8 protein-coding genes, 1 tRNA gene and 2 pseudogenes are annotated in these 23,581 nt (G+C 44.4%); 10 read left to right on the forward strand and 1 reads right to left on the reverse strand.

The annotated features are described in order from the left end of the window. Positions 1-49: 49 nt before the first annotated feature. The 5 genes and pseudogenes from ACMX2I_RS11940 to ACMX2I_RS11960 all read left to right on the forward strand — a co-directional run. Positions 50-290: pseudogene (locus tag ACMX2I_RS11940) on the forward strand (IS6 family transposase); the annotation flags it as partial. Positions 291-421: 131 nt separating this feature from the next. After that, positions 422-652: an excisionase family DNA-binding protein gene (locus ACMX2I_RS11945; RefSeq protein ID WP_148961930.1), complete on the forward strand. Its 231-nt coding sequence runs from the start codon at positions 422-424 to the stop codon at positions 650-652. A 314-nt stretch (positions 653-966) separates the two neighbouring features. Further along, positions 967-1,512, forward strand: coding sequence for a site-specific integrase (locus tag ACMX2I_RS11950; RefSeq protein ID WP_087991911.1), 546 nt, complete (start codon positions 967-969; stop codon positions 1,510-1,512). Positions 1,513-1,563: 51 nt separating this feature from the next. After that, positions 1,564-1,636: transfer RNA gene (locus tag ACMX2I_RS11955), tRNA-Arg, on the forward strand. A 166-nt stretch (positions 1,637-1,802) separates the two neighbouring features. After that, positions 1,803-2,953, forward strand: a pseudogene (locus ACMX2I_RS11960) (IS3 family transposase). Between the two features lie 60 nt (positions 2,954-3,013). On the opposite strand, the gene iseA reads toward ACMX2I_RS11960, so the two are convergent. Next, positions 3,014-3,559, reverse strand: coding sequence for a DL-endopeptidase inhibitor IseA (gene iseA, locus ACMX2I_RS11965; RefSeq protein ID WP_202327551.1), 546 nt, complete (start codon positions 3,557-3,559; stop codon positions 3,014-3,016). 287 nt (positions 3,560-3,846) lie between these two features. On the opposite strand from iseA, the gene ACMX2I_RS11970 reads away from it, so the two are divergent. The 5 genes from ACMX2I_RS11970 (at position 3,847) to ACMX2I_RS11990 (ending at position 23,566) form a co-directional block, all read left to right on the forward strand. Continuing rightward, a complete protein-coding gene (locus ACMX2I_RS11970; RefSeq protein WP_414957050.1) occupies positions 3,847-5,238 on the forward strand; it encodes an MATE family efflux transporter in 1,392 nt (463 codons plus the stop codon). 131 nt (positions 5,239-5,369) lie between these two features. Beyond that, positions 5,370-6,347 carry an aldose 1-epimerase gene (gene galM, locus ACMX2I_RS11975; protein WP_414957051.1) on the forward strand — a complete coding sequence of 326 codons (978 nt, stop codon included), beginning with the start codon at positions 5,370-5,372 and terminating at the stop codon, positions 6,345-6,347. Positions 6,348-6,380: 33 nt separating this feature from the next. After that, positions 6,381-7,856 carry a D-alanyl-D-alanine carboxypeptidase/D-alanyl-D-alanine-endopeptidase gene (gene dacB, locus ACMX2I_RS11980; RefSeq protein WP_414957052.1) on the forward strand — a complete coding sequence of 492 codons (1,476 nt, stop codon included), beginning with the start codon at positions 6,381-6,383 and terminating at the stop codon, positions 7,854-7,856. Between the two features lie 317 nt (positions 7,857-8,173). Further along, positions 8,174-15,859: an amino acid adenylation domain-containing protein gene (locus ACMX2I_RS11985; protein ID WP_414957053.1), complete on the forward strand. Its 7,686-nt coding sequence runs from the start codon at positions 8,174-8,176 to the stop codon at positions 15,857-15,859. A gap of 24 nt (positions 15,860-15,883) precedes the next feature. Beyond that, positions 15,884-23,566: an amino acid adenylation domain-containing protein gene (locus ACMX2I_RS11990; RefSeq protein ID WP_414957054.1), complete on the forward strand. Its 7,683-nt coding sequence runs from the start codon at positions 15,884-15,886 to the stop codon at positions 23,564-23,566. Positions 23,567-23,581: the final 15 nt, after the last annotated feature.

The following is a 23,581-nucleotide window of genomic DNA, read 5'->3' on the forward strand; positions in this document are numbered from 1 at the left end:
ACAAATATGATCATACTCCCACAGGTTGGCATCATACGGCGGTCTTTCACGTTTGATAACAGTCGATAAGAACTCTGCTTATCCTATGGCAATTGAACAGAAAGAAAAAAGCAACCTGGGGATATGCAACTTAGACAACAAAAAGTACTTGAATAACGATTATCGCTTTAAAAGGCGCGAATCCGTTCTATGCTAGGGTTCAAATGTTTTGCACAGCTTACATCCATCCTTTCTGGAGTAGAAGCTATACAAAAGAATTCATCCATCAATTATTTCGACTTGCAGCATAAGTTACGTTTTTTTTAGAAATCTATGTGCTTTATTCTCTTTTAATTTTGCACCAAGAACCCTATTACTCTTAAATTGTTATGGGCCATGTGCTATATTAGAATCAGTATACGGATTAAGAAAGGACTGCTATATGTATTTAACGATTAAAGAAACAGCTGAATATGCAAATCTTTCAGAGGATTATATTAAAAGCTTGGTGCTCGAAGGAAACATCAGGGCCGTTCATGACGGTGAGCAATTTTTGATTTATAAGGGACAGTTCAAAACGCATCTTGAACAGCTGGAGAATTACAAAGCACTCGTGCAGGAAATATTAAATGAACCGATCCCGGAAGATATTGATGTAAAGGATGAGGATTAGGACACAATTTCAAATTGTGTCTTTTTTTGTATATCCTTTTAAAAACAACAGAAAAACCGAATCGTCAGATTTTGTTTTAAGAGGTTTTTGATGATATATAGAGCAATGAGTATCAAATAGGTTAAAAGCTTTATATGAGGCTATAAAACGCATTTGCGAGGGAGGAGTTTTCGAAAGCCTCTATTATTCGCTTATGTAACACTATGTATATTATGTTACATAAATACCGCCGTACTTTGACATTCAACGTTTTTCAGCTATAATAGTAACATAGGCCTCAAAACGTTACATAACTGTTTTTAAGGAGTTTTTTGATGCATATTGTACAGCCGATTCGCAGTTTAGAAAAAATTCAAGATGTAAAACGGTATTTGCTCAACAAAAACAAGCGGGATTACTTTCTGTTTATTTTCGGCATCAACAGCGCGCTTCGTATTTCTGATATTCTGCCGCTGCAAGTGAAGGACGTTAAAAATAAGGATCATTTATGGGCGACTGAAAGCAAAACGAAAAAGAAAAGAAAGATTCTTATTTTAGAATCGCTGAAACAGGAAATATACGAGTATACGAAAGATATGAAGGAAAACGAATATCTTTTTAAATCTGTCCGAACCAGAAAGCCGATTTCCCGGATTCAGGCCTACAGAATTTTAAGAGAGGCCGCCGCGGCATGCGGACTTGAGGAGATAGGGACGCATACGCTCCGGAAAACGTTTGGCTATCATTTTTATCAGCGGACAAAAGATATCGCCGAGCTGCAGAGAATACTGAATCATTCATCACCCTCGATTACAATGCGGTATATCGGTATAGATGAAGATACGACAAGGGCCGCGTATAAGGTTTTTGGAGGGCTTTAATACAAACGGCTTGAAAATATTGATCATCAGAGCTACTATATAAATACAAAAGCTCTAGTAGCACAGCGGATAGTGCAGCAGTTTCCTAAACTGCAGGTCGGGAGTTCGAATCTCTCCTAGAGCGTTATATGACAATAAGACAATGAACTACTCGTCTGTTGTCTTTCTTTATTTCAAATAAAAAACGCCCGCTTAGGGACTGACCCCATAAGATGAGACAAATAAAAAACACCTTCAAGTTTGAAAACGGATGATTGTTATCCGACATTAGACTTGGAGGTGTTTTTTCTATGGGGACAAGAGTGAGTTATCCGGTTGAAGTGAAACAGAAGGCTGTAGACATGAGATTGGCAGGCGTGCCTATGAAAGAGATCATGCAGAAATTGAATATCAAGAATAAGACACAGGTTCAGACATGGGTTAGATGGCATAAGGCTGGGGATACACATCGATTCGAACAGCCTGTTGGAAAGCAATACACTTACGGAAAAGGTCCGGAGTATGCTTCCGAATTAGAGAAACTGCAGGCAGAGAATCGATACCTGAGACAACAGAATAAAGTGTTAAAAAAGTACAACGAATTGGAAAGGAAGTTGATAGCCAAACGTCAGTCGAACTTGTAGAAGGATTGCACAGCACAATGACCGTGCAGGATATCTGTGTTCATTTAGGTATCTCACGAGCGTCTTATTATCGTTGGAAGAAGAATCTGACGAAAGATCACCCCAAACGGCATTTAGAGAAACAAATTGGCGTAGTATGCCGAAAGCACAAGTATCGATATGGATATCGAAAAATCACCGCCCTATTAAAAAAGGAAATGTGCATTAACCATAAAACGGTTCAGCGTATCATGCAGAAAAATCAGTGGCAGTGCCGGGTTAAGGTGAAAAAGCGCAAGAAGAATGGGCAGCCATATGCCGTGGTCGATAATATATTAGATCGGAACTTTCAGTCTGATCATCCTCTTGAAAAACTAGTAACGGACATCACGTATTTGCCTTATGGACAGAAGCAATTGTACCTTTCCAGTATATTGGATGTATACAATGGAGAAGTGATTGCTTTTACGATTGGAGATAAGCAGGACACAGACTTTGTCTTACACACACTTGATCAACTGCCAACACTGCCTGAGAACTGCGTGTTACATAGTGACCAAGGATCTGTGTATACATCTTAGAAGTATCAGAAAGCTGTTAAAACAAAAGGCATTACCATGAGCATGTCCCGCAAAGGGACACCCGCTGATAATGCCTCCATCGAATCGTTTCATTCCTCACTAAAGTCTGAAACGTTCTATCTTAACAGCATTGATCGAACCACGACCGCCATCGTAGAACGCACTGTCAAAGAATACATTTATTATTATAACAACATTCGTATTCAAACGAAACTAAACAACCAATCACCGATAAACTATCGGCAATTGGCTGTTTAAAAGGTGTTTTGATCCCTGTCTCAAAAACGGGGGTCAGTCCCCTTATGCCGGGCGTTTTTCTTATATTACTGCGTCAAATTGAGTAACTTTCCATTTTTTATTTTCTTTTACAAATGTCACTTTCCGTTTCGCTGCAGGTGACCCATCTAAAGCAGGAACAGTAAATTCGTATGTGACTGCGCCGCCTTTTTTAGAGATCAGTTTAGCAGTTGATTTTTTCCAGTTCAAAAGATTATCTCCATCGCCGATTGGAACCGCAAGTTTTCCTTTAGAAACAGTGAAATGATAATCTTTAAAGCCTTTTTCGATTGCTGTTTTTGTGAAAATAGGAGTTAAGTAATTCACTGCTTTTGCTTTAGTGCCTAGATCACTGCACATGTACACATATTGAAGATTTTGATACTCGAATGTGCCTGATGGGCAAACTGCTTTTTTTGCTTTTGGATTGTGCCCGCTCATTGTGTTCCAAAAGTGTTCTCTTGCTGATAATGCCAGCTCCAGAGCTTGTTTTTGTGATAAATCGCCTGATGTATGTTTCGCAAATGCATTTGTGCTTAATGACAGAATAAGTGCAATCGTTGTTAGAAATAGAAGACATTTTTTCATTGTGGTCCACTCCTTCAAAATCTCTTTCTCTTATATTACAAATGTTACAATAATTACGGATAGATTACAATACTTTTGCATAAATTATTTTTTGTTCTTTTACTCACAAAGAAATAGACTGTTACTTGCTAGTTTATTCTTCATAAGCTAAAAAGATGTGTAAAATTAGAAGAAACGGGAAGGGTTTCATATGGACAGTGATGAATAATAACATGTTGCATATCCTGTTTTTGTAAAAGGAATGGGGACATGTTTACAAACGAATTCAAATAAAGGAGTCCTTCAATATGGAAACATCACAAGAACAACTTGTAACCCAGAAGAAAAGCAATCCATCTGTCTGGCGGTCTATGTCACTCTTTTTAGTACCGCTTCTGCTAAGCAACGTGCTGCAATCAATAGGCCAGTTAGTCGGGATGATGGCTGTAGGCAGATGGCTTGGTGTTGATGCGGTTGCAGCTGTATCATCCTTTTTCCCGTTATTTTTTCTTTTAATCTCATTTACAATTGGAATTGGTTCAGGAAGTTCGATCCTGATCGGACAAGCCTACGGGGCGAAGAATGAGGAACGGTTAAAGGCTGTTGTCGGAACGACGCTCACGTTTACGTTTTTATTAGGGCTTGTGTTAGCCGTCGTCGGCAGTATTTTTACCTTGGATATTCTTCGTTTAATGGGTACACCTGAAAATGTTATTCATGTCAGCGCCAGCTATGCACGTATTTTATTTTACGCTATGCCGTTTATGTTTTTATATTTTGCGTATACAACATTCTTGCGCGGAACAGGGGATTCTAAGACACCGTTTTATACGCTGATTGTAAGCACGGTCATCAACATAGCGCTTTTGCCAGTCTTAATCCTTGGCATGTTCGGTTTTCCGAAACTGGGCATATACGGCTCCGCATATGCAACCGTCATCTCCACGATTGTGACATTTCTTGTTTTAATGGTGTATTTGCGAAAACGAAACCATCCGCTACAATTTGATAAAACGGTGCGGCGCTATTTGAAAATGGATAAGGAACTGCTGGCTCTCCTGCTGCGCCTTGGGATTCCATCAAGCATCAATATGATTCTCGTCTCATTATCAGAGATAGCGGTTATTTCATTCGTCAACCACTACGGCTCTGATGCGACAGCTGCATACGGCGTGGTCAACCAGGTAGCCAGCTACGTGCAAATGCCGGCCGTCAGCCTCGGCATTGCGGTGTCTATTTTCGCCGCGCAATCGATCGGAGCGAACGAGTTTGACCGCTTGAAGCAGGTCATTCGCGTCGGAATTTGGCTGAATTATATTATTGGCGGCGTATTGATCATTCTGATCTATGTGTTTTCCCAGCAGATTTTATCGTTATTTTTAACCGAGAAAGAAACACTTTACATCGCGCATCGTCTCTTGATGATTACATTGTGGAGCTATTTGCTGTTTGGAAATGCCCAAATTTTTTCTGCGGCGATGCGTGCAAGCGGAACGGTTTTATGGCCGACCGTTATTAGTATTTTCGCCATCTGGGGAGTAGAGGTGCCTGTTGCATTCGTACTTTCCCACTACACAAAACTCGAGATACTCGGCGTCTGGGTTGGCTATCCGGCTGCGTTTGCTGTCAGCTTGTTGTTGATTTATGGGTATTATCAATTCGTGTGGAAAAAGAAACAAATTACACGTCTCATCCAATAGACTCACGAAACACACCGTTCAAATGTTGAACGGTGTGTTTTTATTTAATCGAGAGAACATCAAATGGAGGAAATATGGCACAGTACATTGAATTCTTATACAAGCAATGAATCAAGGAGAGGTTGAGTTACATGTCAAACTACATTGAGAAGATTACGTATTTAGGAACACCTGCCATCAAAGCGGGCAACGAGCATATAGAAATAATTGTTGTTCCCGAGTGGGGGAGCAACGTCATTTCTCTCGTGGACAAAACAACAAAGATCCAGCTTTTGCGAGAACCAGAAACAGCAGAAAACTTCCGCCACACACCAACATTGTATGGAATTCCGATCCTGTTTCCGCCTAACCGGATAAGTGACGGCACATTCAGTTTCCGAGGCAGAACGTATCATCTTGATATCAACGAAAAAGATAAACACAACCATCTTCACGGGTTTCTTTATCAGGAAAAGTGGAACGTAGTGACCATGAAGCAAACTGATGAAGAAGTGATCGTTGAAACGGAAATTGATCTTTCAGAGCTTCCCCATGTATATAAGCAATTTCCTCATCATGCCGTCGTTCGGATGACATATACGCTAAAGGGGAATACTCTATTTAAACATGCAACGGTCATGAACAAAGGAAAGGAAGCGTTTCCTTGGGGGATCGGTTATCATACTACATTTGTTTTTTCGGAAGAAAGTTCGTTATTCTCCCTGACAGCCGATCAGCAATGGGAGTTGAATGAACGCCTGCTGCCGACTGGGAAGCTGATGGATGTACCGAATAAAGAAGACTTGCATGAAGGGATGGATTTGCGCCACAAGCAGTTGGATGATGTCTTTTTATCTGCTTATCAGAAAAGAGGCGGAGAAAATCAGGCAGTCATTTATCATCAGCATGCACATCTAAGCATTATATATCAGGCAGATGAACAATTTAAACATTGGGTTGTATACAATGCGGACGCAAAACAGGGGTATTTATGCCCTGAACCTTACACATGGGTGACAAACGCAGTGAATCTTGATTTGCCTTCATCGCTCACTGGTTTACAAGTGCTGGAGCCGGGAGAAAAAACGACAGCTAAAAGCAGTATCACCATTGAACTGAATCATCAATAACCTATGATGAGGCGCAGAGAGGCGGGGTAAATAATGAAAAAAAGCATAAAGCTATATGTTGCTGTTTTGCTGCTATTCGTCGTTGCTTCGGTGCCTTATATGCATCAGGCTGCGCAAGCGGCTGATAAACACGATGCACTTGCCGGGCAGATCGATAAGGTTTTAGCTGATCATCCTGCACTCGAAGGCGCAACGGCCGGCATCACCGTTCGCTCTGCAGATACAGGCGCTGTTCTATATGAGCATTCAGGAGACGTCCGAATGAGGCCCGCCTCTTCTCTGAAGCTTTTGACTGCGGCCGCGGCACTTACTGTTCTTGGCGAGGACTATTCCTTTACAACCGAGGTCCGGGCAGACGGCACCCTCAAAGGAAAAAAACTGAATGGAAACCTTTATTTGAAAGGGAAGGGGGATCCAACACTTTTACCAGCTGATTTTGAAGAAATGGCTGAGCAATTGAAACAGTCCGGCGTGAAAGTGATTAAAGGCAATCTGATTGGTGATGATACGTGGTATGATGACAAGCGATTATCACCTGATTTACCGTGGAGTGATGAATACACGTATTACGGCGCTCAAATTTCCGCTTTAACAGTGTCTCCAAATGAAGACTATGATGCAGGCACTGTAATTGTAGAGGTCACCCCGGGGAAAAAAGAAGGGGATAAGCCTGCCGTTTCTGTATCTCCGAAAACGGATTATGTAACGATTAAGAACAATGCTGAAACGGCTGCGGATGGTCAAAAGAAGGACCTCACGATCGAAAGAAAGCATGGGACAAACACGATCACAATTGAGGGTAGCGTACCGGTTGACGCAAGCAAGACAAAGGAATGGATTGCTGTCTGGGAGCCGTCTGGATATGCTTTAGATTTATTTAAGCAAGCACTAAAAAAACAAGGGATTACTGTAAAGGGGAACGTCATGAGGGGCGAAACGACCGGTTCCTCAGACGTGTTAATCTCTCATCGCTCAATGCCTTTGACAAAACTATTTGTTCCGTTTTTGAAACTAAGCAATAATGGACATGCCGAAGTGCTCGTAAAAGAGATGGGGAAAGCGGAAAAAGGAGAAGGGAGCTGGGAAAAGGGACTCGAAGTATTAAACAGTACGCTTCTGGAATGTGGTGTTGATTCCAAATCACTGGTCTTAAGAGACGGATCAGGAGTCTCTCATATTAATGCTGTATCCTCCGACCAAATCTCAAAGCTGTTATATGACATTCAAGATGAAAAATGGTTCTCAGCGTATCTAAATTCTCTGCCTATTGCGGGCAATAGTGACAGAATGATAGGCGGAACGCTGAGAAACCGCATGAACGACACTCCTGCACAAGGAAAAATAAGGGCAAAAACCGGATCGCTAAGTACGGTTAGCTCTCTATCCGGGTACGCAGAAACCAAGAGCGGAAAAACCCTTGTTTTCTCTATTCTTCTAAATGGATTGATTGATGACGAGGATGGAAAAGATATTGAGGATCAAATCGCTGTCATCTTAGCAAATCAATAATAGCGGCAGACCTGTTTTCCAAGCGAAAACAGGTTTTTTATGTCTCCCATAAATGATCAAAAACAGTATGTAAGACCTGACATAAAATGGTACTTTTATCACTTAATGTTCAAAAAAATGATAAAAAAAGAAAATTAACCTAAAGAAATAATACTATATTCAAAAAAATGTTATAAAAATTTAATATTTTTCATTGTACTTTAAAAAAAATCCGTTAATATAGTCCATATAAGGATTATATAGTCATATAATTACTTTTATCGTCATTTTTCTGCTTTTTTCTTATCCTCTTATTATAAAGAACTGGAGGGAATCCGTTGAGCGAACATACTTATTCTTTAACCCATGCCCAAAGGAGAGTGTGGTTTACCGAATTGCTGGAGCCAGGCACCGGCATTTGCAATCTCACGGCCTGTGTGAAATTCAGAGGCAATATTGATCTTGATGACCTAGAGGAGGCGTTGAATCATTCCATCTCCCGCAATGACGCCATTAGGTTTCAACTGCTAGAAGGAGAGGAGCTTGAACCGCGACTGTATCTTACTGAATATCAATATACTTCACTTGGAATAACAGATTTTTCAAATGTTGAAATGATAGAAATAGAGCAATGGATACAAGATCAAGCGAGAATCCCATTTAAACTGTTCAACTCGCCCCTTTATCATTTTTATCTCCTAAGAATCCACACTCATGAGGTTTGGCTATTTGCGAAATTTCATCATATTATAATGGACGGCATCTCCTTAAATGTGATGGGAAATCAAATTATAGACCTTTATCAAAAAATAAAAAAGCAAGATCCTTTACCCGATCAGCCTCAACCTTCTTACTTGAGCTACATCGAAAAAGAGAGTCAATATCTACAATCTTCACGTTTTGCAAAGGACCGTTTATTTTGGAGTCAAATCTTTCAGCAGCCGCTGGAATACCATTCGTTAGCCGGCCAGACGTCCTTACAAAAACAGAGCACATCCGCATCCAGAGATACCATCACACTTTCACCTCATCTAGGGCAAACGATTCGAATCTTTTGCGAAGAACAAAAGATCAATATCATTTCCTTATTTATGGCTTCATTTTACATATGCATCAGCCGGATCACCTCTAAAAAAGATCTTGCCATTGGCACCTACTATGGCAACAGAGGGTCAAAGGCTGAAAAAGAAATGCTCGGCATGTTTGTCAGTTCTCTTCCCATCAGAATAACGGTTGATCCTGATGAAGATTTTCTTTCCTTTGTCCACAGAGTAGGCAGGGAACAGCTTTCCGTTATGCGTCATCAACGGTTTCCTTATAATTTGCTGGTGAATGAATTAAGAAAAGACCGGAAAGAATTACACAACCTTATCGGTATATCTATGCAGTATCAGCCGCTCCAATGGCACAAAGCAGACGGTTTTGACTATGAAACGGCGCTTTATTTCAGCGGATCCACCGCGAACGAGCTTTCTGTTCAAATACAGGAACGGATAGACAACGGAACCATACATTTAAATTTCGACTATCAAAATATCTTATTTTCTCTTGAAGATATTAAACGAATACAGCACCATCTGCTTACGTTGCTGGAAAACGCCCTTCAACATCCGCACAGTTTCATAAAAGAATTAGATATGACCAATGTAAGAGAAAAACAAAAATTATTGAATGAGTTTAACAAGACAGAAGCTATTGTGCCTACAGTCCCAACCCTTCACGGGCTGTTTGAACGACAGGCGGCTTGCACACCGGAGCGGCCAGCCATCCGTTTTTCCGGCGGTTCGCTGACATACGCTGAGCTTGACATGTATGCCAGCCGGCTGTCCGCGCGCCTCGCGGCACGCGGCGTCACCAAGGAAAGCATCGTCGGTGTCCTATCTGAGCGGTCACCTGACATGCTGATAGCTGTACTTGCCGTATTGAAAGCAGGCGGGGCGTATTTGCCGCTTGATCCGGCATATCCAGAGGAGCGGCTGAGCTACATGCTGAAAGACAGCGGCGCAGCTCTCGTGCTGACGCAGCCGGGATGTTCCGCACCGAACTTCTCCGGAGAGACACTTGAAGTTGACATGGCATCTCTTGCGAACGAAAAAGCAGAAAGTCATGTGTTTGCTCCCGCTGACAGCGGTTCTCTCGCCTATGTCATCTATACGTCAGGCTCCACCGGACAGCCAAAAGGAGTAGCCGTTGAGCACCGCCAGGCTGTTTCCTTTCTGACCGGTATGCAGCATCAATTTCCGCTTCAGGAAGAGGACATTGTCATGGTGAAAACCTCTTTTTCCTTTGATGCATCTGTCTGGCAGCTGTTTTGGTGGGCGCTTTCCGGCGCTTCAGCTTATCTGCTTCCGCCCGGCTGGGAGAAAGACCCGGCATTGATCGTAAAATCCATTCATCAGGAAAAAGTGACAACGGTTCATTTTATTCCGGCTATGCTGAACAGCTTTCTGGATCAAGCGGAAATGGAATCGCTGGGTGACGGGACAAGCCTGAAGCGTGTATTCGCCGGAGGTGAACCGCTTGCGCCCCATACGGCGGCCCGTTTTGCTTCTTTATTTCCGCAGGTTTCGCTGATCCATGGCTACGGGCCGACAGAAGCAACGGTAGACGCGGCATTTTACGTATTGGACCCAGAGCGAGACAGGGATCGCTTGCGGATTCCGATCGGGAAGCCTGTACCCGGTGCGCGTTTATATGTTTTAGATCCGCATTTAGCCGTACAGCCTTGCGGTGTCGCCGGCGAACTGTACATCGCCGGATCGGGTGTTGCCAGAGGCTATTTGAATCGGCCGGCATTAACAGAAGAGCGTTTTCTCGAGGACCCGTTTTACCCGGGTGAACGCATGTACAAAACCGGGGATGTGGCGCGCTGGCTCCCTGACGGGAATATTGAATTCCTCGGCCGGTTGGATGATCAGGTCAAAATCCGCGGCTACCGGATTGAGCCCGGAGAAATTGAAGCAACACTTAGAAGCATAGAAGGCGTAAGGGAGGCAGCCGTTACCGTACGGACATACAGCGGCGAGCCAGAATTATGCGCCTATGCAGAAGGACTCGGAAGAAACGAGGTGCGGGCGCAGCTTGAAACGCTTCTGCCCGGCTACATGATCCCATCTCATATGATAGAGATGGAAGAGTGGCCGGTTACGCCAAGCGGAAAGCTTGACCGAAAGGCCCTGCCAGCTCCTGACGGAGCGGCAGATGAAAAGACCTACACGGCGCCAAGAAATGTGACAGAGATGAAGCTTGCCCATCTGTGGGAGGACGTGCTGAAAAACGGACCTGTCGGGATTCACGACAACTTTTTTGACCGTGGAGGACATTCCTTAAAAGCAACTGCGCTTGTGTCCCGGATCGCCAAAGAATTCGATGTGCAGGTGCCACTGAAAGATGTTTTTGCCCATCCGACGGTGGAAGGGCTCGCTTCCGTTATCCGTGAAGGAACGGACAGTCCATATGAAGCAATGAAGCCGGCGGAACAGCGGGAGACCTATCCGGTTTCCTCCGCCCAAAAACGGATTTATGTCCTTCAGCAGCTGGAGGACGGGGGGACAGGCTACAATATGCCGGCTGTGTTAGAGCTGGAAGGGAAGCTGGACCCGGAAAGGCTGGACAGGGCTTTCCAAGAGCTGATCAAGCGCCACGAGTCGCTTCGGACATCCTTCGAACAGGACGAAGGCGGCGAGCCGGTGCAGCGCATCCATGACGAGGTGCCGTTTACATTACAGACCGCATTCCTTGGCGAACAAACCGAACAGGAAGCCGCAGCCGCGTTTATCCAGCCGTTTGACCTCACCCAAGCGCCGCTGTTCCGTGCCCAAATCGTACAGGTATCAGATGAGCGGCACCTGTTGCTGGTTGATATGCATCACATTATTTCAGACGGTGTTTCCGTCAACATTCTGATTCGAGAATTCGGGGCGCTTTACAACAACCGGACCCTTCCGATGCTTCACATTCAATATAAGGACTACGCCGTATGGCAGGAAGGATATAAAAAAGGAGACGCGTACCAGACGCAGGAGGCGTACTGGCTGAAGCAGTTCGAGGGCGAGCTGCCGGTGCTGGATCTCCCGGCTGATCATACCCGTCCGCCGGTGCGGAGCTTCGCCGGTGACAAGGTCTCATTTACGCTTGATCAAGAAGCCGCATCAGGCCTTCATACACTGGCACGGGAGAATGGAAGCACACTGTACATGGTGCTCCTGGCGGCTTACACAGCGGTATTATCACGCTTAAGCGGACAGGAAGAGATCATCGTTGGATCGCCAATTGCCGGCCGGCCGCACAAGGACCTTGAGCCGATACTCGGCATGTTTGTGAACACGCTGGCGCTTCGGACACGCCCGGAGGGCGGGAAGCCGTTTGGACAGTATTTGCAGGAAGTGCGCGCCACTGCATTGGAAGCGTATGAACATCAGGATTATCCGTTCGAAGAGCTTGTCGACAAGCTTGGAGTGACGCGGGATATGAGCCGGAATCCAGTGTTTGATGCGATGTTTATCCTTCAAAATACAGAAAAGCAGGACATAGAACTGGAAGAAATAAAAGTCCGGCCAGCCAATTTCCCGCATCACATTTCTTTATTCGATATGACGTTTATAGCAACGGAAACAGATGGAGCCATTTGCTGTGAAATGGAATTCAGTACAGAGGTATTCCTGAAAGCCACGGTTGAACGCTGGGCAGCTCATTTCAGCGAATTTCTGCATGCGGCACTTTCTAAACCTGAAACAAACCTTTCACAAATAAATATACTTAGTGAAAAAGAAAAACAAAAAATAGCCTTTGAATTCAACAAAACTCAAGTTGAATTTTCTCAAAAAGATGTTCCTTTTCATCGCATATTTGAAGCGAGAGCTGAAGAAACACCAGAACATATAGCTGTTATTGATGACGAAACACAGATTAGCTATCGGATTTTAAACGAAAAAGCCAATCGCCTGGCACGGACATTGCAAAAAAGAAAAGGAACGAGGCCAACTGTGGCTGTTTTAGCCAAGCGGTCCATTGATGCAATTGTTGGAATCCTAGCAGTGATGAAAGCTGGCGGAGTGTATATCCCAATCGATTCACATTATCCAAAAGCCCGTATTGAATATCTTATCCGTGATAGCGGGGCAGACATTCTTCTTTTGCAGCAGGAGTTGAAGCATTTGATTTCAAACTCTTCTCTATGTGATATGTCTCACATCTGCCTTGACAATGAGGGCTCTTATGAAGAAAACAGCTGCAACCTTGACTTATCTCCTGCTCCTGAAGATGCAGCATATATCATTTATACGTCAGGAACTACGGGCGCGCCTAAAGGCGTTATTGTCACCCATCGGAACTTTACTCATGCAGCTCTTGCGTGGCGTCAAATTTATGAACTGGATCGGAAGCCTGTCAGACTGCTTCAAATGGCGAGCTTTTCATTTGATGTCTTTTCAGGAGATTTGGCGAGAACATTGACCAACGGCGGGACGCTAATCGTTTGTCCTGATGAAAAGAGGCTGGAGCCTGCTGAATTATATGGAATCATGTGCTCCCGGCGAATCACGATCATGGAGTCGACACCGGCCCTCATTATCCCGATGATGGAGTATGTATATCGTAACCGGCTCAAGCTTCCTGACTTAAACATACTGATTCTTGGTTCCGACATGGTAAAAGCTCAAGATTTTAAAACATTGACAGAGCGCTTTGGCCAAAGCATGCGCGTCATCAATAGTTATGGCGTCACAGAGGCAACGATTGATTCCAGCAGCTATGAAACAAGTATGGGAGAAGAGTATTCGGGAGATAACGTACCCATCGGCATCCCGCTACCGAATGTACACATGTACATACTCAGCCAAACTGATCAAATTCAGCCGATTGGCGTTGCCGGCGAGCTGGGCATCAGCGGGGCCGGTATTGCTAAAGGCTATCATAATAAACCTGACTTAACACAATTGAAATTCACAGAAAATCCATTTGTCTCTGGGGAAAGGCTGTACAGAACCGGTGATCGAGCCTGCTGGCTTCCAAACGGAACGATCCGGCTGCTTGGCCGAATGGATTATCAAGTGAAGATAAATGGATACAGAATTGAAACAGAAGAAATTGAAAGTGTTCTGCTTCAAACGGGGCTTGTCAGAGAAGCTGCTGTTACCGTTCAGCATGATAAGAATGGACAGGCTGGTTTATCAGCATATATCGTGCCTTCAGACGTCAACACGAATGCGCTTCGTACTGCTTTAACAAAGGAACTGCCGGCGTATATGATTCCTGCGCAACTAATTGCTTTAGAAAACATGCCGCTGACCCTAAACGGAAAGCTGGACAGAAATGCCTTGCCGGCTCCAGATAATGTGTTCTCGCGCCCATATACCGCACCAGTTAACGACATACAAAAAACGATGGCGTATATATGGGAAGATGTACTGAGCATGTCACGAGTCGGCATTCACGATTCCTTTTTTGAGCTTGGCGGAGACTCAATTAAAGCATTACAAGTGGCAGCACGTCTGGCAGCTGAAGGCTGGAGCATGACTATACGCGACTTATTCCGTTATCCAACAATTCAGGAACTAAGCGGACATATCACACCATTGGCATCTCAAGCGGATCAGGGGCCTGCGGAAGGTGAAGCTAACCTCACCCCGATTCAGCGAAGATTTTTCGGACAGGCTCATGCTTTTCACGATCATTACAACCAGTCCGTCATGCTTTTCAGTGAAAAAGGATTTAATGCTAACGCGCTTCGTCTAGCGCTGCGTAAAATAACCGAGCATCATGATGCAATTCGCATGGTTTTTCAACAAGACCAAAACGGCCATGTCGTTCAGTATAATCGCGGAATGAATCACAAAGATCATGAACTGTTCGGGCTTCACATCGCAGATTGGACAACAGAATTGCTGGAAAGAACTCATCTTGATGAAAAACTATCCGCTGAGGAAACCGTCATTCAAAGCAAAATGAATGTACAAAAAGGGCCTCTGCTGCAAGCAGGTTTGTTTAAAACGGCAGGAGGGGATCATCTCCTGATTGCGCTTCACCATCTTGTGATAGATGGCGTTTCATGGAGAATTCTGCTTGAGGATTTAGCGGCAGCATACCAGCAGGCTCTAGAAAAACAAGAGATCCAACTGCCACCAAAAACCGATTCTTATTTGTCCTACGCCAGTGGTCTTGCACACATAGCTGAGAATAAACAATTGCTTGCAGAAAAACCGTATTGGCAAACGATTTTGGACGCTCACAATGCTTTTTTGCCTAAGGACACGAAAAATATGCCGGACAGACTGCAATTGAACAGTGATAGCTCGATGTTTGCACTATCCGGGGACTGGACTGAAAAACTGCTGTTTGAAACTCAGAAAGCCTATGGCACTGATGCCAACGAGCTTTTGCTTACGACTTTAGGATTGGCGCTTTCTGAATGGACAGGGCACGATCAAATCGTGATCAGCACTGAGGGACACGGAAGAGAAGGGCATCTGCCAAATATTGATATTTCACGTACAGTTGGCTGGTTTACTTCCATTTATCCTATTCTGCTGGACATGAGTATTCCCGAGCCTTTCGAAGATCAGCTCGCTTACCGAATTAAGACGACAAAAGATATGCTGAGAAGAGTGCCGAACAAAGGAACTGGCTACGGATTGTTAACACACAAAGGAGAACTGCCGCATAAAGAGCCTGAGGTCAGCTTTAATTATCTCGGCCAATTTAGCGAAGAGAAGGAAGCTGAAACATTTCAATTATCATATTACCAGCCTCGTTACGAAATAGCGGGTGAGAGAGAACGAGAATATGAGCTCGACATCAATGCTCTCATTACAGACGGACGGCTTCAAGTAAAAGCGGTATACACCCCAGTATTCAGCAAACATACAATTGAGTGTTTTATGGATCGTTTTCACAGGCACCTTATCGAGATAATTGAGCATTGTTCGCAGAAAAAAGCACGCGAAAAAACGCTGAGTGATTTCAGCAATAAGGAATTAACGTTGTCTGCATTATCTAGCATCGAAAATCTTGTGAAAGATCTTTAACTTTTGAAAAGGTGTGTGGAATTGATGGCACAATCGGCACAAATTCAAGATATTTATCCGTTATCACACATGCAGGAAGGAATGCTGTTTCATTCACTGATGGATTTCAGCTCAAAAGCCTATGTTGAACAGACCTCGTTTACGATTACGGGGAATCTATGTATCGACTCGTTTCAAAAGAGCTTAAACCTTCTTGTCTCCCGATATGATATTTTCAGAACGATTTTTATTAAAGAAGTACCAGATCTTACAGGGCCGCAGCAGGTAGTCTTATCAAACCGCGAATTGACAGTGTATAGAGAAGATTTTTCTTACTTGGCTGATCATGAACAGCAGGCCCTGATCGATGAATTTATGACCAAGGATCGGGAAAAAGGATTTAATTTGCAAAAAGATCCTTTAATGCGTCTTGCCCTTTTTGATAGAGGCGATAGCAAATATACGTGTGTATGGACACATCACCATATCATCATGGATGGCTGGTGTCTCGGCATTATTCTTAAAGAGTTTTTCAGCATGTATGATTCACTCAGCAATAACAGGCCTGTGCAGCTTGGAAGCACGGTACCGTACAGCCGTTATATTGAATGGCTTGGAGAACAAGATCAAGAAGAGACTGCCGCTTACTGGAGCGGATATTTGAAGGAATACGGCAATACCGCTTCTATTCCCCGGATAAAGCGCCGCCCAGCGGACGGGGATTATGAAGCCGCTCAGGTCCGCTTTTCTTTAGCGCCGGAAACAGTTGAGAAACTGGCAGAAACCGCCCAAAAATGGGGAGTCACTTTAAACACGTTGTTTATGAGCATTTGGGGCGTGCTTCTGCACCGATATAACGCAGCTGATGATGCAGTTTTTGGTTCCGTTATTTCAGGACGCCCGTCAGCGATTGATGGGATTGAATCAATGGTCGGCTTGTTTATTAATACGGTCCCAGTGCGAATTCGATCTGCGGAGGGCATGACGTTTTCTTCGCTGGTCAAAGCCGTGCAGGAGGATATTTTATCATCTGAACAGCATGGGTATTACCCGCTTTATGACATTCAAAACCATAGTCCATTAAAGCAAGGTTTGATCGATCATATTTTTGTCTTTGAAAATTATCCTGTACAGCTTGATCAGGCATTACGCATTGAGAGCGAGAATGAGGAAAATGCGCTGAAGCTGGGTGACATTTCAATGTCAGAGCAAACCAATTACGACTTTAATATCGTTATCGTACCGGGAGAATCATTTTATATCAAATTCAGCTACAACGCAGCCGTTTACGAACGGGAGGAGATGCTGCGGATCCAGGGACATCTAAAACAAGCACTAGATTGCATTTTGGAAAATCCGGATATTACCGTCAATGACATCAATATCGTGCCCCCGGAGGAGCAAAAAGTTATCCAATTGTTTAACGAGACAGAACGGCCTTATAGGAACAAAACGATAGCCCAGTTGTTCGAGGAACAAGCTTACAAAACACCTGATGCTGATGCATTGAAAATGGGTGATGAATGTTGGACCTATCGCCAATTACATGTAAGAGCCAACCAGATTGCGCACACCCTAGTAGAAAAGGGTGTTGGACCTGGAGATATCGTAGCTGTGATGATGGGCCGGTCAATGGAGATGCCTGCCGCTCTGCTTGGGATTTGGAAAGCAGGGGGGGCTTATATGCCGCTCGATCCAAGTTTCCCAACAGAACGCCTTTCTTTCCTTCTGAAGGACAGTCAAGCGGATCTATTGCTGATAGAAGAAGACCTTATGTCATTCATCCCGCCGCACTATGAAGGAAATGTGATAACGATAGAACATACAGCAAGTCACCAAACAGCGGCTCCAGATGTGACGATTGGTGATCTCGCTTACTTAATCTATACGTCGGGAACGACAGGACGCCCCAAAGGTGTTCTAGTTGATCATCAAGGCATTGCCAATACATTGCAATGGAGACGGGAAGAGTATGACATGACCGAAGAGGATCTATCTCTCCATCTGTTTTCATATGTGTTTGACGGTTGTGTGACGAGCTTGTTTACCCCGCTTTTATCCGGTGCGTGCGTACTGCTGACAACAGATGACGAAGCGAAAGATGTTTTAGCTCTTAAGCGAAAAATAACCCGATATAAGGTCAGTCACATGATCATTGTTCCATCTCTGTACCGGGTGTTATTGGAAGTGATGACTGCTGAGGATGCAAAAAGTCTTCGTATTGTGACATTCGCGGGTGAAGCGGTGACACCTGATCTGCTTGAGATGAGTCAAAAGATTTGTCCTTCTGCAGAACTGGCAAATGAATACGGGCCTACAGAAAATAGTGTGGCAACAACAATATTGCGTCATCTGAACGAAAACGAGAGGATCACAATCGGACACCCGATTGCGAACACAAAAGTATTTGTGTTACACGAAAATCAACTGCAGCCGATCGGTGCGGCCGGCGAACTGTGTATTTCCGGCGCGGGTCTTGCCAGAGGATACTACAAACAGCCAGAACTGACAGAGAAAGCATTTTCCGATCACCCATTCCTTGAAGAGAGGCGTTTATACCGAACAGGTGACGCAGGCCGTTTTTTGCCGGATGGAACGATTGAATATATTGGACGTTTTGATGATCAAGTAAAAATGAGGGGTTACCGCATTGAACTGAGAGAGATCGAAACAGTTCTTCGACAGGCACCGGGGGTGAAGGAAGCAGCGGTATTGGCTCGTGATGCTTCTGCTGAGGACAAGGAGCTTATTGCTTATATCGTTCCGGAAAAGGGAAGCAGTCTCCCGGATTTGCATCGCCATCTTGCTGGGACATTGCCATCCTATATGATACCCGCAAGTATTATCAACATCGGCAAAATGCCATTAACATCCAGCGGGAAACTTGACCGTTCAGCACTTCCTGAACCAAAAAACAATGCGGCTCTCACATATATGCCGCCCCGAACCTTAATCGAAGCTGATCTCGCACAGATTTGGGAAGATGTGCTGCATAAACAGAAAATCGGCATTCGTGATGATTTCTTTCAACTAGGCGGACAGTCCTTAAAAGCGGCCGCACTCGTATCAAGAATACATAAAAAGCTTCATGTCGAGCTGCCGCTCAGTGAGGTTTTCTCTTACCCTACAATTGAAAGCATGGCAGTCAAATTGATGAGCTTAAAAGAACATGCTTTTACACAGATTGAGCCTGCGGAGCAAAGAGAGGTCTATCCGCTGTCTTTCTCGCAAAAACGATTATATGCTCTTCATCAGCTGGCAGATGACAGCACAGGCTATAACATGCCCGCTGTACTTGAATTGTGCGGAAATCTAGATCGCCAGCGGTTGAGAAGAGTTCTCACAGAACTTGTGAATCGGCATGAAACATTGCGGACTGTTTTTGTGCTTGACAGTGGAGAGCCCGTGCAGATCATTTATCCAGAGATGGCTTTTGACCTGAAAGAGCTTGAAATGGAATCAAAAAAAATGCTTGAGCCTGCAATCGAGTCCTTTATCAAACCGTTTGATCTATCGGCCGGTCCGCTCTTTAGAGCATGTGTCATTTCAATGGGCAATAATCACGGATTTTTGCTGCTCGATATGCACCATATCATTGCCGACGGTGTCTCGATGAGCACGCTTGTCCAAGAATTTACTGACTTATATTGCGGAAAGGAACTGCCAGCTTTAAATCTGCATTATAAGGATTTTGCTGTTTGGCAGCAAGAGAAGTTCCCGAAAGACCTATACAGAAAACAGGAGGCCTACTGGCTTGATCAGCTTGGCGGGAGTCTTCCTGTATTAGATTTACCGCTTGATAAAACAAGACCGCGTCTCCCTGATTTCAGCGGCGGAACAATTGAAGTAAACATTGATCAAGACACCGTAAATGAGCTGCACCGTTTAATGGCTGAAACGGGAACAACGTTGTATATGATCCTTCTGGCTGTCTATTCTATTTTGCTATCCAAGCTTAGCGGGCAAGAGGATATTGTTGTCGGCTCGCCCGCTGCAGGAAGACCGCACGCTGATCTGGAGGGCGTCATCGGGATGTTCGTAAATACATTAGCGATGCGCAGCCAGCCCGAGGGCCACAAAACGTTCAGCTCGTATTTGCAGGATATTCGCCGTCTGGCTCTGACAGCTTATGAACATCAGAATTATCCTTTTGAAGAGCTGGCAGATAAGCTCGATACACATCGAGAGGTAAATCGCAACCCGCTGTTCGATGCGATGCTCGTGCTTCAAAACAGTGAAGATTTCCAGTTTGAAGTGCCAGGTCTATCGATTTTGTCTGTCACTCCAAGACACGATATATCCAAATTCGATTTGACATTACACGCTGAGGAGCATTTAGACGGAATTCGCTGCCGTTTTGAATACAGCACCGCTCTTTTTGAAGAAGAGACCATTGCGCGATGGGCATCCTATTTTATTGAACTGGTGAAAAATGTAATAGCGAATAACGAGATGAGAATTTCGGAAATGCAATTGCTACCTGCTGCAGAGCGAGAGCTGCTCCTTGAAAAAATGGGACAGTATGCAGCTTATCCGAGAAATGAAAACATTGTAAGCTTATTTGAAAAGCAAGCGGCTGAACATCCTGATCATATCGCAGTGGTGTGCGGCCACTCTCAGCTTACTTATCGAGACCTGAAAGAAAAAGCAGACCGGACAGCTGCTATGCTCATCAAACAAGGGGTCGGCACTGGGGATATCGTCGGTCTGATGCTCGATCGGTCACCTGATATGATCATTGGTATTTTATCAATTTTAAAAGCGGGAGGGGCCTACTTGCCGATTGATCCTGAATATCCTCAGGACCGTATCAGTTTTATGCTCAATGACAGCGGGACAGAACTGTTGCTGACAGAGCGCGGACAAAATAAACCTGCAGACTACAGCGGGAAAATGTTGTATATCGATGAAGCTAAAAATGATTCAATTCCGGCTGATTTAAAAATCCAAAAAGCTCTGCCGGATCAGCCTGCATACGTAATATACACATCCGGAACGACGGGCCGGCCAAAGGGCGTCATGGTCGAGCACCGCAATGTGATCAGTCTTTTAAAGCATCAAAACCGGCCTTTTGAATTTGGCCATGAAGACGTCTGGACGTTCTTTCATTCATATTGCTTTGATTTCTCTGTATGGGAAATGTTTGGTGCGTTATTGAACGGAAGTACACTAGTTGTGGTCTCTAAGGAAACAGCCCGTGACCCTCAGGCATTCCGATTATTGTTAAAGAAAGAACGCGTCACTGTACTCAATCAGACCCCGACAGCTTTTTACGGGCTGATGCATGAAGATCAAAACCATTCGGACCGGTTAAACATCCGATACGTCATTTTTGGCGGCGAAGCTTTACAGCCCGGCATGCTTCAAAGCTGGAATGATCAATATCCACATACTGACCTGATCAATATGTACGGTATTACAGAAACGACAGTACATGTCACATTCAAAAAATTGTCCGCAGCTGACATTGCAAATAATAAAAGCAATATCGGGCGGCCGCTTTCAACTCTGCAGGCTTATGTGATGGATGCTCATATGAATCTGCAGCCGATCGGAGTTCCAGGGGAGCTTTATATAGGCGGTGAAGGTGTAGCACGGGGATATCTCAACAGAGATGAGCTGACCGCTGACCGTTTTGTACCCAATCCGTATCTTCCGGGGGACAGATTATACCGAACGGGAGATCTTGCTAAACGCCTGTCAAATGGCGAGCTGGAATACGTAGGCCGCATTGATGATCAGGTTAAAGTCAGAGGGCATCGTATCGAGTTAGGCGAAATCCAAGCGGCTCTTCTTCAGCATCCGATTATTAAAGAGGCGGCTGTCATCACAAGAAAAGATGAGCAAGGGCAAACAGCTGTATATGCATACATGGTGACAACAGATCAACAGGCCGCAAATACATCAGATATCCGAACTTCTCTAAAAAACATGCTGCCTGACTTTATGCTGCCCGCCCGTCTGATACAGATTGACAGCATCCCGCTGACTGTTAATGGAAAGCTCGATCAGAAAGCTCTGCCGGAACCTGATAAACATGCTTATCCTGCTGATGATATCAGCCCTAGAAATGAGATTGAAAAGGTAATGGCTGATATTTGGGAGGAGCTTCTTGATGTGAATGAGCTGGGCATAAGCGCCAATTTCTTTGAACTTGGCGGAGATTCTATTAAAGCGCTGCAAGTTTGCGCCAGACTGAAGCAACGCGGATTCGAAACGACAGTACGTGAGATGTTTGAACATCAGACTCTGGGTGAACTGTCCGCTCGTGTTCGAAAAGCCGTACACGTCATTGACCAAGGTCCGGTCGAAGGCGAGATCACTTGGACACCTGTCCAGCAATGGTTTTTCTCGCAATCTCTGGAGATGCATCATTTTAATCAGTCCGTTATGCTCAACCGGACTGAACGATTTGATGAAATTGCGCTTAGAAAGGTGCTAAGAAGCCTGGTGATTCATCATGACGCACTGAGAATCGTATGCCGGTATGAAAATGGCAGGCCGGTTCAGATAAATAAAGGGATAGATCTGCCAGATAAGGAGCTATATTCTCTTGAACTGTTTGATGTAAAGGGTAACTTAACAGAAGCACATAACAGGATTAAGGAAGTCGCCAGCCAGATGCAGGAGCATATTCGTTTGGAAACCGGCCCCTTGCTTCACGCTGGATTGTTTAGAACCGAAAATAGTGACCATTTGTTTCTGACGATTCATCACTTGGTTATTGATGCGGTTTCATGGCGCATTTTGTTCGAGGATTTTTCAACAGCTTACAAACAGGCAGTCTCAGGAGAATCTATTAAACTGCCGCAAAAAACAGATTCATATTTAACGTATTCACAAAGAATAGCTGACTACTCTAAAAGCCGCCAGATGCAGCGCGAAGCAGCGTATTGGGAAGAGCGCGAGAACCGTCGCATTCAACCTATTCCTAAAGACAATGAAGCAGCGCCTAACCTATTCAAAGATACAGAAGTGATTGAATTTGAGCTGTCCCGCCATCACACCGAATTATTGTTAACTGCTGCACATAAAGCATACAGCACGGAGATGAATGATATTCTTCTGACAGCTTTAGGTCTTGCTCTACAACAATGGACGGGCTCTGACCAGTTTAAAATCAGCATGGAGGGCCATGGAAGGGAGTCATATCTTGCGGACATTGATATGAGCAGAACTGTCGGTTGGTTCACCTCGATTTATCCTGTGTGGCTTGATATGAGCGATTCTGATCACAAGAACAAAGATGAACGGCTGGGCCATCTCATTAAACAGACAAAAGATATGCTGCATCGTATACCGAATAAAGGCGCAGGCTACGGTGTGCTGAAATATATCAGCAAAAGATGGGGCTCTGAGAAAAACACCCCGGAAATCAGCTTTAATTATTTAGGCCAGTTTGATCAGGATATTCAATCAAAAGCCTTTGAGGTTTCTGACATCAAACCAGAAAATGAGATCAGCCCGAGCTGGGCGCGGCCTTATGCTCTGGATATCAGCGGAGCTGTTTCTTCGGGTTGCCTGAACATGCACATCATCTATAACAGGCTTCAATTTGAGGAAAAAACAATCCAAACATTTGCCGGGCATTTTAAACAGACTCTGGAAAACATCATTGAGCATTGTACGGGCAAAGAAAACCGAGAATGGAGCGCATCTGACTTCACCGATGAAGATTTAACGCTTGATGAATTGAGTGAGATTATGGGAGTCGTCAACAAACTATAGGGAGAGGAGATTCAT

Origin of the sequence: Bacillus sp. SW14 (assembly GCF_047608225.1) — a bacterium.
GTDB lineage: Bacteria > Bacillota > Bacilli > Bacillales > Bacillaceae > Bacillus > Bacillus subtilis_G.

Excerpts from the sequence above, each read along its gene's own strand:
- ACMX2I_RS11945 (WP_148961930.1), top strand. The coding sequence starts at position 422 with ATGTATTTAACGATTAAAGAAACAGCTGAATATGCAAATCTTTCAGAG.
- ACMX2I_RS11950 (WP_087991911.1), top strand. The coding sequence starts at position 967 with ATGCATATTGTACAGCCGATTCGCAGTTTAGAAAAAATTCAAGATGTA.
- iseA (WP_202327551.1), bottom strand. The coding sequence starts at position 3,559 with ATGAAAAAATGTCTTCTATTTCTAACAACGATTGCACTTATTCTGTCA.
- ACMX2I_RS11970 (WP_414957050.1), top strand. The coding sequence starts at position 3,847 with ATGGAAACATCACAAGAACAACTTGTAACCCAGAAGAAAAGCAATCCA.
- galM (WP_414957051.1), top strand. The coding sequence starts at position 5,370 with ATGTCAAACTACATTGAGAAGATTACGTATTTAGGAACACCTGCCATC.
- dacB (WP_414957052.1), top strand. The coding sequence starts at position 6,381 with ATGAAAAAAAGCATAAAGCTATATGTTGCTGTTTTGCTGCTATTCGTC.
- ACMX2I_RS11990 (WP_414957054.1), top strand. The coding sequence starts at position 15,884 with ATGGCACAATCGGCACAAATTCAAGATATTTATCCGTTATCACACATG.